At 66.0% G+C, this 12,749-nt stretch carries 10 protein-coding genes; 4 read left to right on the top strand and 6 right to left on the bottom strand.

Going from position 1 to position 12,749, the window contains the following annotated elements; translation table 11 throughout:
* Nucleotides 1–7 precede the first annotated feature (7 nt).
* The gene (gene ndk, locus ACEN98_RS10475) at nt 8–433 is read right to left on the bottom strand and encodes a nucleoside-diphosphate kinase (RefSeq protein WP_036240108.1); all 426 of its coding nucleotides are present in this window, start codon (nt 431–433) and stop codon (nt 8–10) included.
* Between the two features lie 267 nt (nt 434–700).
* Between ndk and ACEN98_RS10470 the strand changes: the two genes are divergently transcribed.
* From ACEN98_RS10470 to ACEN98_RS10455, 4 genes are all read left to right on the top strand, one after another.
* The gene (locus ACEN98_RS10470; protein ID WP_056132240.1) at nt 701–1,384 is read left to right on the top strand and encodes a Bax inhibitor-1/YccA family protein; all 684 of its coding nucleotides are present in this window, start codon (nt 701–703) and stop codon (nt 1,382–1,384) included.
* 330 nt (nt 1,385–1,714) lie between these two features.
* The gene (locus ACEN98_RS10465; RefSeq protein WP_413384090.1) at nt 1,715–2,062 is read left to right on the top strand and encodes a hypothetical protein; all 348 of its coding nucleotides are present in this window, start codon (nt 1,715–1,717) and stop codon (nt 2,060–2,062) included.
* A gap of 81 nt (nt 2,063–2,143) precedes the next feature.
* Nucleotides 2,144–4,144, top strand: a complete 2,001-nt coding sequence (locus tag ACEN98_RS10460) for a TonB-dependent receptor (RefSeq protein WP_413384088.1) — start codon at nt 2,144–2,146, stop codon at nt 4,142–4,144.
* Nucleotides 4,145–4,460: 316 nt separating this feature from the next.
* Nucleotides 4,461–7,109 carry an ATP-binding protein gene (locus ACEN98_RS10455; RefSeq protein ID WP_413384086.1) on the top strand — a complete coding sequence of 883 codons (2,649 nt, stop codon included), beginning with the start codon at nt 4,461–4,463 and terminating at the stop codon, nt 7,107–7,109.
* Nucleotides 7,110–7,572: 463 nt separating this feature from the next.
* Here the strand turns inward: ACEN98_RS10455 and rlmD are convergent, their stop codons facing one another.
* The 5 genes from rlmD to surE all read right to left on the bottom strand — a co-directional run bounded on the left by rlmD (nt 7,573) and on the right by surE (nt 12,703).
* Nucleotides 7,573–8,958, bottom strand: a complete 1,386-nt coding sequence (gene rlmD / locus ACEN98_RS10450) for a 23S rRNA (uracil(1939)-C(5))-methyltransferase RlmD (RefSeq protein WP_413384084.1) — start codon at nt 8,956–8,958, stop codon at nt 7,573–7,575.
* Nucleotides 8,959–9,153: 195 nt separating this feature from the next.
* Nucleotides 9,154–10,167 (bottom strand): RNA polymerase sigma factor RpoS, encoded by a 1,014-nt coding sequence (gene rpoS / locus ACEN98_RS10445; protein WP_413384082.1) that lies wholly within the window; start codon nt 10,165–10,167, stop codon nt 9,154–9,156.
* A gap of 9 nt (nt 10,168–10,176) precedes the next feature.
* Nucleotides 10,177–11,076 (bottom strand): peptidoglycan DD-metalloendopeptidase family protein, encoded by a 900-nt coding sequence (locus ACEN98_RS10440; protein WP_413384080.1) that lies wholly within the window; start codon nt 11,074–11,076, stop codon nt 10,177–10,179.
* A gap of 32 nt (nt 11,077–11,108) precedes the next feature.
* Nucleotides 11,109–11,969 carry a protein-L-isoaspartate(D-aspartate) O-methyltransferase gene (locus tag ACEN98_RS10435; RefSeq protein WP_413384078.1) on the bottom strand — a complete coding sequence of 287 codons (861 nt, stop codon included), beginning with the start codon at nt 11,967–11,969 and terminating at the stop codon, nt 11,109–11,111.
* A complete protein-coding gene (surE, locus tag ACEN98_RS10430; RefSeq protein ID WP_413384075.1) occupies nt 11,966–12,703 on the bottom strand; it encodes a 5'/3'-nucleotidase SurE in 738 nt (245 codons plus the stop codon). The genes ACEN98_RS10435 and surE overlap by 4 nt, the downstream gene beginning before the upstream one ends.
* Nucleotides 12,704–12,749: the final 46 nt, after the last annotated feature.

Genomic DNA, 12,749 nt, shown 5'->3' with positions numbered 1-12,749 from the left:
ACGAAGATTAACGCGAGTAGACGTTCAGTGCCGGGAAGTAGTAAGCGATCTCGACAGCGGCGGTCTCGGCAGCGTCCGAACCGTGCACGGCGTTGGCGTCGATCGAGTCGGCGAAGTCGGCGCGGATGGTGCCCTTGTCGGCCTTCTTCGGATCGGTTGCGCCCATCAGTTCGCGGTTCTTGGCAATCGCGTTCTCGCCTTCCAGCACCTGGATCATGACCGGGCCCGAGACCATGAAGTCGACCAGATCCTTGAAGAACGGACGCTCTTTGTGGACAGCGTAGAAACCTTCGGCTTCGGCGCGCGACAGCTGGGCCATACGGGCAGCGACGATCTTCAGGCCCGCGCCTTCGAAACGGCTGTAGATTTGGCCGATCACGTTTTTAGCGACTGCGTCAGGTTTGATGATCGACAGGGTGCGTTCGATTGCCATTTAAAAACTCCAATAAAAAGAAAGGTTTAAATCGAGATTTGGGAACTCAATCAACCTTCTATTTTACCATACATCCGGGATGCCACCGATATTGCGCAGGGGCGACCGCGGATGATACAGTGACATCGGTTCGACCTCGTCCATGGCAGGGTGCGCGCTGGCCCTTAGGCAAGACTTAAAACTTGCGTTTCCAGCATATCCCCCCCTGTTGACGCCGGGTCCCGTCCCCATATGGGGAGCAAAGCGATTTCTTCCAACGGAGGCATTATGATTCCCAGCCTGCAGAAAACCTACGACGTCTCGGCCATCCAGGCCACGCGTCACCGCGTGCTGCGCAACACTTACTGGTTGCTAGCACTGTCCATGATCCCGACGGTGTTCGGCGCCTATATCGGCCTGCAAATGGCCCTGCCGATCTTTGCCAGCGGCATGGGCGTGATCCTGTTCCTCGCGATCGCGTTCGGCTTCATCTTCGCGATCGAGAAGACCAAGAACTCGGCGGCCGGCGTACCGATCCTGCTCGCCTTCACGTTCTTCATGGGCTTGTGGCTGACGCCGCTGCTGCGCTTCACGCTCGGCTTTTCCAACGGCGGCACACTGATCATGACCGCGTTCGCGGGCACTGCGGCCGTGTTCGCCACGATGGCGACGATCGCGACCGTGTCCAAGCGCGACTTCTCGGGCATGGGCAGCTGGCTGTTCGCCGGCGCCATCGTCGTGATCCTGGCCGGCCTGGCCAACATCTTCCTGCACCTGCCGGCGCTGATGCTGGTCGTGTCGGTGCTCGCGATGGTGATCTTCTCGGCCTTCATCCTGTTCGACGTGAACCGGATCGTGAACGGCGGCGAGACCAACTACATCAGCGCGACGCTGGCCATCTACCTGGACATCTACAACGTGTTCACGAGCATGCTGCAACTGCTGGGCATCGGCTTCGGCAACCGCGACTGATCCATCCGCTCGCATCGAAGAGCCGGCCTGCGGGCCGGTTTTTTATTGCCCCAATTCGGGGTCAGAGCACATTTCTGATCAATGTCCTGGCTCACAACGAAAACGTAACGCCGAGCCGTACCACCGCCATGCGACCGCCGCATCCCACTGCAGCACGCAGAGGAAACTTGCCTCGAAGATTGTGCGCCGAAAAGGGCTCTGACCCCGAATTTGTTCCGAAATGTGCCCTGACCCCGAATTTAATTGAGCTTAAGGACCTTACTGAAAGTATGATTGTCAGAACCGAACGCCCCTGCGTACAATATCCGTTCGCTTTCGATCCCGTCCCCCATGTCCCGTAGCCTGGTCCACGTATTGCTGTCGCTGCTGCTGCTCGTTTCGCAGCAGTTGTCGCTCGCCCACGGCTATACCCACTGGACCGAGGCCGACGACACGCTCGTCCAGCAGGTCAGCGCCGACACGGACGACGACGGCACCGGCAAGCTGCCCAAGCCCGGCCTGCATGACCTGTGCGGCCAGTGCGCGGCCAGCGCCCAGATCGCGTTCGCGCTGCCATCCACGCTGCGGCAATTCGTCCCGGCCGAGCTGGCCTATGCCGCGCCCGCCGTGCCGGCCACGCCAGGCATCTGCCTGCTCACGGCCTGCCCGTTCCAGTCGCGCGCGCCGCCTCAAGCCTGATAACGCTCCCGCTTTTCCGTACCGCCCGGCGCGTCCCGGCGGTATGGGCCGTTATCCATTCGCTTGAGATTGTAGAAAATCATGAAAATCGAACGTACGCTGCTCGCCAGCGCGCTCCTGCTTGCCTTCCACCCGGCCGTCCGCGCAGACGATCAAGAAACCATCAACGACGGCAAGATCCAGCAAGTCGTCGTCACCGCCAGCCCGCTGCGCAACGGCGAAGGCGACCAGATCCTCACGCCGGCCAAAGTGCTCGCAGGCGACGAGTTGCGCGACAAGGTCGGCAGCTCGCTGGGCGAGACGCTGCAGAACGAACTGGGCGTGTCCGCGTCCGCGTTCGGCGCTGGCGCGTCGCGCCCCATCATCCGCGGCATGGAAGGTTCGCGCGTGAAAATGCTGGAAAACGGGATGGCGACGTCGGACGTGTCCGGCCTGTCGAACGACCACGCCGTCGCGTCCGAAGGCGCCGTCGCACGCCAGATCGAGATCCTGCGCGGCCCCGCCGCCCTGCTGTACGGCTCGGGCGCCATCGGCGGCCTCGTCAACGTCGTCAACGAACGCATCCCGACGGCGCTGGAACCGAAGTTGACGGGCCAGGTCGAGACGCGCCTCAGCACCGTCGACAACGGCAAGGACATGTCCGGCACCCTGGACGGATCCGTCGGCAAGATCGGCCTGCACCTCGACGGCAACATGCGCAACACGGACGACTTCCAGATCCCCGACCTGCGCGTGGTGAACGACCCCACGTCGCGCATGAACCGGCTGCCGAATTCCGACACGAAGGAGCGCAACATCGGCATCGGCGGTTCGTATATCGACGACTGGGGCTATGCGGGCCTGTCGGCCTCGCACCTGACGAATTTCTATGGCATCCCGACCGACGAGGGATCGCACATCGACCAGCGCCAGAACCGCTACGACTTCGACAGCGTCGTCAAGAACCCGCTCGCCGGCTTCGAGAGCGCGCGCGTGAAGGCCGGCTACACGGACTACCACCACGCCGAACTGGACGACGGCGTGCCGGCCACGCTGTTCTCCAACAAATCGTTCGAATCGCGCGTCGAGCTGACGCACAAGCCGATCACGGCCCTGGGCCTGCACGGCACGTTCGGCATGCAGACGGAAAACACGCATTTCTCGGCGCTGAGCGCGGAAGGCGGGCCGGACACCGTGCCCGTCACGCATTCGACGACGCAGGCCGCTTTCCTCGTCGAGGAATGGAGCCAGGGTCCGCTGCGTTGGAACGCGGGCCTGCGCTATGAAAACGTCGACCGCAAGCCGGTGTCCAACCGCGAGCGCACCTTCGACCTGGGCTCCGGCTCGATCGGCGCACTGTGGTCGTTCACGAAAGGCTATTCGGCCGGCGCGACGGTGTCGTACGCGCAGCGCGCGCCCGCGACCGAGGAACTGTATTCGGGCGGCCCGCACGACGCCACGCTCACGTTCGACGTGGGCGATCCGAACCTGCGAAAGGAAATCTCGCGCAACATCGAGCTGTCGCTGCAAAAGACGAGCGGCCTGCTGCGCTGGCGCGTGAACGCGTACCGCAACAACGTCAACAACTTCATCTACGGCCGCATCATGGACGCGTCGTTCGACGAGGACGGCAATCCGGGCGGCGATTTCCGCCAGCGCCTGTTCCAGCAGGCGAAGGCGCACGTCCAGGGGGCGGAAGCGGAGATGACGTGGAACCAGATCGGCATGGGCTGGAACGGCCGCGTGTTCGCGGACACGTCGCGCGGCTACCTCGACGACGCCGGCAACCTGCCGCTGCAGCCGGCCGACCGCGTGGGCGCCGCGATCGGCTACCGCCAGCCGCACTGGCGCGCCGGCCTCGACTGGACGCACGCCCGCGGCCAGGACCGCCTCGCGGCGTTCGAGACGTCCACGACGCCGTCGTACAACCAGGTCAATGCCAATGTCTCGTACACGCAGAGGCTCGAGCACCTGGACCTGACGTACTTCGTCTCGGCGAAGAACCTGCTCGACGAAGACATCCGCCTGGCCACGTCGCTGCTGAAGGATATTGCGCCGCTGCCGGGGCGGAACATCACGTTCGGTGTGCGCGCCAAGTTCTGACGACCATCGCGGGCACGGGGTGCCCATCCTGCGATTGTAACGATGCCGCAGGGTGGGCTCCCGAGCCCGCCGTGACGCGATGACATATCGACGTCCCGTGCGCCACGCGTGCGGGACGTCCGTTATAGTCTTGCCATCAAACCCAATCCCCTTGGCATCAGCTGTACGTTTGCCGCCGCAAATGGTCCTTCGGAGACATTTTGTTCTCCAGGTATCAACGGAGTTTCTCGCGCGGAAAATGTATTTTTTTTCATAGCCGTTCCAGCTTATGCATTTGCGCATAGAATGACCGCTTTCGGACTCGGAAGCGATCGGCATGGAAGCAGCGACGCGCGACTTTCATCTCCTCGGCAGCACCGGCGCCGTCCGCGCCGGTTACCACGTCCATGACTGGTCGGTGTCCCCACTCGGCCCGCCGGACCGCTGGAGCCCCGCATTGCGCAATGCGGTCAGCCTGATCCTCGAATCCGAATTCCCCATGTACCTCGCCTGGGGTCCGCACCTGGCGCTGCTGTACAACGCCGCCTTCATCCCTCTCCTCGACGGCACCCATCCCGCTTCGCTCGGCCGCCCACTGGCGCAGGTCTGGCCCGACCGCTGGCCCGGCCTGAAGCCGCTGGTCGAACGCGCCCTCGCGGGCCACGCCACGTACGGCGAGGACGTACCGAGCCCGATCGACCGCAACGGCAAGCCGTACAACGCCTGGTTCACGCTGGCCTATTCTCCGGTGCGCGACGATGCCGGCACCGTGCGCGGCATGCTGTGCGTGACGAGCGAGACGACCCAGCGCGTGCAACTGGAGCGGCGCCACGCCGTGCAGCTGCAGGTGGTCGACAGCCTGCGCCGCCTGCACCACCCGTCCGACATCATCGAAGGGTCGTGCACCTTGCTCGGCAAGCACCTGGAACTCGAGCGCGCCTGCTATGTCGAAACGGACGAGGAAGACGGCAGCTTCGAAGTGATGCACGACTGGGCCCGCGACACGGGCACGCCGCTCATCGGCCGGCGCGCCCGCCTCGACGATTTCGGCCCGCAGGCGCTGGCCCTGCTGCGCACGGGTTCGCCGCTGGCCGTGCGCGACGCGACGGCCGACCCGCGCCTGCCCGCGCGCGGCGAGCGCTACGCGGCCGCGGGCGCGCGCGCGATCCTCGTCGTGCCCAAGGTCAGGCGTGGCCAGCTCGTGGCGGCCCTCGTCGGCTATTCCACCCAGACGCGCGACTGGGACGAGGAAGCGCAGCGCCTCGCCGCCGACATCGCCGAGCGCAGCTGGGAAGCGCTGGACCGCGTGCGCGCCGAACAGGCCTTGCGCGACGCCGTCGCGCGCCAGACGACGCTGCTCGACATGAACGAATTCCGGCTCGAAGTGTCGGACCTGCTGCGCCGCCTGAACGACCCGTCGCAGATCTTCGTCCAGACGGGCGCCATGCTGGGCCGCTTCCTGCAGGCCAGCCGCGTGCTGTACGGCGACTACGACGCCGACAAGCAGCTCGTGACCTTCCACTCGAACTACACGGACGGCATCGTCGCCGAGCTGAACGGCACCTTCCCCGCCGCGCTGTTCGGCGTGGCGAATTTCAGCACGCTGAGCCTGGGCACGTGGGTGTCGAGCGACCTGCAGCGCGACCCGCGCACGAGCGGCCCCGACGTGTGGCCGAACTACGCGGCGCTGCAGATCCGCTCCGCCGTCGTCGTGCCGCTGAACCGCAATGGCGCGCTGACGAGCTGCCTCTTCATCAACGACAACCTGCCGCGCGTGTGGAGCGCCGACATCGTGCGCCTGATCGAGGACGTCGCCGAGCGCGCGTGGAGCGCCGTCGAGCGCGTGCGCGCGGAAGACGCGCTGCGCCTCGCCGACCGCCGCAAGGACGAATTCCTCGCGATGCTGGCGCACGAGCTGCGTAACCCGCTGGCGCCGATCTCGGCCGCCGCGCAACTGCTGAACCTCGGTCCGCCGGACAATGTCCGCGTGGAGCGCACGAGCGCCATCATCGCGCGCCAGGTGGCGCACATGACGGGCCTGATCGACGACCTGCTCGACGTTTCGCGCGTCACGCGCGGGCTCGTCGTGCTGACGCGCGAGGACGTCGACCTGCGCCGCGTGATCGGCGACGCGGTGGAGCAGGTGCGGCCGCTGATCGAGGCGCGCCGCCACCAGCTGGCGCTGCATTTGTCGACGGAACCGGCCATCGTCGAAGGCGATCCGAAGCGCCTCGTGCAGGTGATCGCGAACCTCCTGAACAATGCGGCGAAGTACACGCACGAAGGCGGCCGGCTGTCGATCTGGATGGGCATCACGCCCGAGCAGGTGCTCGTGACCGTGTCGGACAACGGCATCGGCATCTCCGCCGAACTGCTGCCGACCGTATTCGATTTATTTTCCCAGGCGGAGCGCACGCCGGACCGCTCGCAGGGCGGACTCGGGCTCGGCCTCGCGCTGGTGAAGAGTCTCGTGGAACTGCACGGCGGGATGGTGACGGCGGCCAGCGAAGGCCGCAACCTCGGCTGCGAATTCACGATCCGCCTGCCGCGGCTGCACAACGCCACCGCACCCGCCGGCGGCACGGCCGCGGCCGGTCCCGCGGCACCGGGCGCGGCGCGCGGGCTGTCGCTGATGCTGGTGGACGATAACGTCGACGCGGCGATGACCCTGGGCCTGTTGCTGGAATCGGGCGGCCACCACGTGACGGTGATGCACCACCCGGGCGAGGCGCTGGAACGTGCCGCGCAGGCGCATTACGACGCGTTCCTGCTCGACATCGGCCTGCCCGGCATGAACGGCTACGAACTGGCGCGCCGGCTGCGCAAGGTGCCCGGCTGCACCGGGGCGACGCTCGTCGCCATCACCGGGTATGGCCAGCAATCGGACCAGGCCAGCGCGGCGTATGCCGGCTTCGACAGTTATTTCGTCAAGCCGGTCGATCCGGCGGGATTATTCGCCCTGCTCGACCGGGTCGCCGTGCGGTGATCACTGCCCGTTGAACGCGTGGGCACGGGGTGCCCACCCTACGGCTGGACGGCGTCGCCGCTCGTTGAACGCGTGGGCACGGGGTGCCCACCCTACGGCTGTACCGCGTCGCCGCTCGTTGAACGCGTGGGCACGGGGTGCCCACCCTACGGCTGGACCGCGTCGCCGCTCGTTGAACGCGTGGGCACGGGTGCCCACCCTACGGCTGGACGGCGTCGCCGCTCGTTGAACGCGTGGGCACGGGTGCCCACCCTGCGGCTGGACGGCGTCGCCGCTCGTTGAACACGTGGGCACGGGGTGCCCACCCTACGGCTGGACCGCGTCGCCGCTCGTTGAACGCGTGGGCACGGGGTGCCCACCCTACGGCTGGACCGCGTCGCCGCTCGTTGAACGCGTGGGCACGGGGTGCCCACCCTACGGCAGCCGTAGGGTGGGCGGCCCTCCGCCCACGCGAACGCCACCGTTATTCGGCGACGTCCGGCGTGCTGAATTCGCGCGGCTGGAAGTTCTCGAGGCGCTCGAACACGCCGATCGATTCCACGTGCGACGTGTGCGGGAACATGTTCGCCACACCCGCCTTCTTGAGCACGTAACCGGCGCGGTGCGTCAGGATGCCGGCATCGCGCGCCAGGGTCGACGGGCTGCACGACACGTACACGATCCGCTGCGGCAGCAGGTCCGGATGCGTCAGGCGCAGTTCGGCCAGCGCGATCGCCAGCGCGACGGCGCCGTCGCGCGGCGGGTCGACCAGCATGCGGTCGAATTTACCCAGCGCGATCAGGTCGTCCTTCGTCACCTCGAACAGGTTGCGCGTGTAGAACGTCGTCTTGTCGGCCAGGCCGTTGGCCTTGGCGTTTTCCAGCGCGCGTGTCGTCAGCGCCGTGCTGCCTTCGATGCCGACGACTTCGCGCGCCTGCGTCGCCAGCGGCAAGGTGAAGTTGCCGAGGCCGCAGAACAGGTCCGCCACGCGGTCGCCCGGCTGCACGTCCAGAAGGGTCAGCGCCTTGTGCACCAGCAGGCGGTTGATCTGGTGGTTCACCTGCGTGAAGTCGGTCGGCTTGAACGGCATCCTGATGCCGAATTCCGGCAGCGTGTAGTACAGTTCCTTGCCCAGGGGGTAGTACGGCGCGGCGGTGTCCGGGCCTTTCGGCTGCAGCCACCACTGGATATTCCATTGGTCGGCGAACGCTTTCACGAGCGTCTCGTCCGCAGGGCTCAGCGGCGCCATGATGCGTAGCACGAGCACGGTCGTCTCTTCGCCGACGGCGATCTCGATCTGCGGCATCTGCTGGTAGATCGACAGCGCGCCCACCAGTTCGCGCAGCGGCACGAGCATGGCGGACAGGTGGTCCGGCAGGATCTCGCAGCTCGTCATGTCGGCCACGTACGACGAGTGGCGCTCGTGGAAGCCGACCAGCACCGTGCCCTTCTTGGCCACGTAGCGCACCGACAGGCGCGCGCGGTAGCGGTAGTCCCACGTGGGGCCGTACATCGGGCGCATGATGTTCTCGGCCTTCGTCTTCCCGATGTGCCACAGGTTGTCTTCCAGGACGCGCTGCTTCATCGCGACCTGCGCCGACGGCTCCAGGTGCTGCATCGAGCAGCCGCCGCAGTGCCAGAAGTGCGGGCATTTCGGTTCGACGCGCATCGACGACGCCTTCTGCAGCGTGACCATGCGGCCCGATTCCCAGTTCTTCTTCTTGCGCAGGGTCTCGAAGCTGACGCGCTCGCCCGGCAGCGCGCCTTCGACGAAGATCACTTTGCCTTGCGTGCCGTCCTCGTTCTCCAGGTGGCCGACGCCGCGCGCGTCCATGTCGAGGGATTTGATGTTGATGAAGGTTTCTTGCATGGGATAGAAGAAAGCAGAATCGGGGAAGACGGCGGTCGGAATACCGCACAACCAAACGACGACGTCCTCGCGAAAGCGGGGACCCATGGTGACGATCGCGGAGCCGGAACGCCTGCGTGTCGGCTGCGGTTGCTCAGTATGGATTCCCGCCTGCGCGGGAATGACGATTTCGTGGCCATTCCGGCCAGCCGGGCATCATAGCAAGGAATCGCGGACGACGCCACGGGCGGCCATCGCCCGTTTCAGTTTGACGAGGGCTTCCTGCTGGATCTGGCGCACCCGTTCGCGCGTCACGCCCATCTCCTCGGCCAGCGTTTCGAGCGTGGCCGGGTCGTCGTTGTCGAGACCGAAGCGGCGCATCACGACAAGGCGCTGCTTGTCCGGCAGCTTCTGCAGCCAGTCGCGCACGAGCACCGTCATTTCGTGCTGCTCCGCGTGCGCGTCCGGGCTAACGTCGCCCTCGTCCGGCAGCATGTCCATCAGGCTGCTCTGCGGATCGTTGTCGAGCGGGGCGTCGAGCGACGTCGCGTGTTCGGACAGCGCGAGGATGTCCTGCACTTCTTCCACGGGCCGGCCGACGAGGCTGGCGATGTCTTCCGCGCTCGCTTCCTTGCCGTCGTGGTGCTGGGCCTCCAGGTGGTATTTCGCCCGCAGCACCTGGTTCAACTCGCGCACCATGTGCACGGGCAGGCGCACGGTGCGGGCCTGGTTCATGATCGCGCGCTCGATGCTCTGGCGGATCCACCACGTCGCGTAGGTGGAAAAGCGGAAGCCGCGCTCCGGCTCGAACTTGTCGATCGCGCGCATCAGGCCGATGTTGCCTTCCTCGATGAGGTCGAGCAGCACGACGCCGCGGTTGATGTAGTGCTTGGCGATGGAGACGACGAGTCGCAGGTTATGCTCGATCATCTTCTGGCGCGAATTGAAGTCGCCCGCCTTGGCCAGGGTCGCGTAGTGCGCTTCCTGTTCGGCCGTGAGCAGCGGCTTGGCGCCGATGCGGTTCAGGTAATGCTGGGTGGTGTCCGTCGAGAGCTCGGCCTGCAGGACGCTCTTGAGCTCGTCGACGGTGTCGACGATGGCCGTCGCCGCGCCTTCCGGCAGCATCTCGGCACGGTCGACGCCGTCCGCCCCGAACCCGCCGTCGTCCAGCGGTTCATCCGGATTCTCTTCCGGCGTGTCGTTGTCCAGCGGGTCGGCGGGCAAGGTCATCGGCTCTCTCTAGCGACTGGGCAGGAACTTGGCCGGGTCGACCGGCTTGCCCTGCTGGCGTATCTCGAAATGCAGTTTGACGGTGTCGGCATCGGAATCGCCCATCTCCGCGATCGCCTGGCCCTTGGTCACGTTCTGACCTTCCTTCACCAGGATGGTGCGGTTGTGCGCATATGCCGACAACAAGCTGTTGCTGTGCTTAACAATCACGAGATTACCATATCCGCGGATGCCGCTACCGGCATACATCACCTTCCCGGAACCCGCGGCCATCACCTGCTGGCCCATCTTGCCGGCGATGTCGATGCCCTTGTTCTTGCCTTCGTCGAAGGTGGCGATGATCTTGCCGTCGGACGGCCACATCCAGCTCAGTTTTTCGTCGTCGTTCGCGGTGACGGTGGTGCCTGGTGTCACGCCCGCCGAGATCACTTTTTCCGCCTTCGGATTGTCTTCTTTCGCGGCCAGGTTCGATTCGCTGTACGGCTTCTTGGCGCCGTTCGGCTCCGTCTTCTTCGGCACGGCCGGCGCCTTCTCGGCACCCGGCATCGCGATCGGCGACGTCACGACGCCGTTGCCGTTACGCTCGGACGGCGCCACTTTCAGCACCTGGCCGACCTTGATGTCGTCCGGATCGGCCAGGTTGTTCCAGGCGACGAGGTCGCGGTAATTCTGGCCGTGGTCGAGGGCGATCTTCAGCAAGGTGTCGCCGCGCCGCACGGTATAGGTGCCGCGCGCGTCGGGCTTCGACTCCTCGGCGGCCGGCACCGGGGCCGGTTGCGGGCGGGGACGGAAGCTGGATGCGGTCGGAGCCGGACGGTCGATCACGGGGGCTACGCGGGTCTCGGTGCTGCAGGCGGACAGGATGCCGAGACTAAGGGTCAACAGGGCTAAGCGGGGCGTAAGTTTCATTCTCTCTATAATTCTTTTACAACAACTGGCATTCAAGCGATGCCTGGCCGCAGCGGGACAAAATGGCAGGCTTCCAGCGTTTCGCTGGTCCATTCCGCCTTGCCGGTACGGGTAATGCGCTGCAGGTGCTGGACCTGAGCACCGACGGGCGCCACCAGGCGGGCGCCAATGGCCATCTGCTCGAGCAATGCACGCGGCACCTCGAGACCGGCCGCCGCCAGGATGATGCCGTCGAACGGGGCCACCTGCGGGAGCCCTAGCATACCATCTCCGTACTGCAAGCGCAGATTGGCGATACGCAACGGACGCAGATTGGCCTTCGCCAGCTCATGTAACGGCTTGATGCGCTCGATGGAATACACCTCCTGCGCCACGCACGACAGCACAGCGGCCTGGTAGCCGCACCCCGTGCCGATCTCGAGCACGCGGTGCAGCGGCTTCTTACTGTCCTTGAGCAACTCGATCATGCGCGCGACGATGTACGGCTGCGAAATCGTCTGGTTGTGGCCGATCGGCAGCGAGATGTCGACATACGCCTGGGCCAGCATGCCCGGCTCGACGAACATATGACGCGGCACGATTTCCAGCGCGGCCAGCACCTGCGGGTCCTTGACGCCCTGGCGCGCGGCCCGGGCCGCCATCGCACGGCGCGGCGCTTCCGTTGCCGCCAGGTCGGACCGGACGACGGTCTGTTGCGGCTGGGACGGTTTGGTCGTGCCCGCCACGCCGGCCGGCGCGCCACGGTGACCGCCGGGCGGCTGCGCCTGGCTGTTGCGCGCGTTCTGGGTCGCCGTCTGCGGCGTGGCGACCGGCGCCGGCGCAGCGGGCTTTCGGGTGCCGCCGCCCGTCACGGACGAGAGCGGCAGGGGAAACTGGCTGCGCTTTTCGCTCATCCGAGCCCTCGCCGCAGCAGGTCCAACTGGTCGCGGTGCGTGAGGTCGACCTGCAGGGGCGTCACCGACACGCAGCCCTGGCTCGTCGCGTGGAAATCCGTGCCTTCGCCGGCGTCGCGGCAGGCGCCCGGCGCCCCGATCCAGAAAATCTCGCGCCCGCGCGGATCCTGGCCGCGGATGACGGGCTCGGCCTGGTGACGCCGGCCCAGGCGGGTCGGCACGAGCGGTCCCATCTGCTCGTACGGCAGGTTCGGGATATTTACGTTCAGCAAAAACGGCGTGTCCAGCATCTCGAAACGGCGCAGCACGATGTCGCGCGCCACCCGCGCGGCCGCTTCCACCTCCGCCCAGCCGCCATGCACCTGGGAAAAGGCGATGGCCGGGATCCCAAACAGATAGGCTTCCGTCGCCGCCGCCACCGTGCCGGAGTACAGCGTGTCGTCGCCCATGTTCTGGCCGTTGTTGATGCCGGAGACGACCAGGTCGGGGCGGACGTCGAGCATCCCCGTCAACGCGATGTGCACGCAGTCGGTGGGGGTGCCGTTGACGAAATAAAACCCATTGGCAGCCTTCGACACCGACAGCGGACGGTCCAGCGACAACGAGTTCGACGCGCCCGAGCGATTGCTGTCGGGCGCGACCACTACGATGTCGGCGACTGTCGCGAGCGCATCGGCCAGGGCGTTGATGCCGGGGGCGAGATAGCCGTCGTCGTTACTGATAAGGATACGCATCCTGCGATTTTACCTGAAGCAACGGCTAGATCGACCAATCGGACGT

The organism is Massilia sp. CT11-137 (assembly GCF_047302885.1).
Lineage (GTDB): Bacteria > Pseudomonadota > Gammaproteobacteria > Burkholderiales > Burkholderiaceae_D > Telluria > Telluria orientalis.
This window is presented reverse-complemented; position numbering and strand designations above follow the sequence as displayed.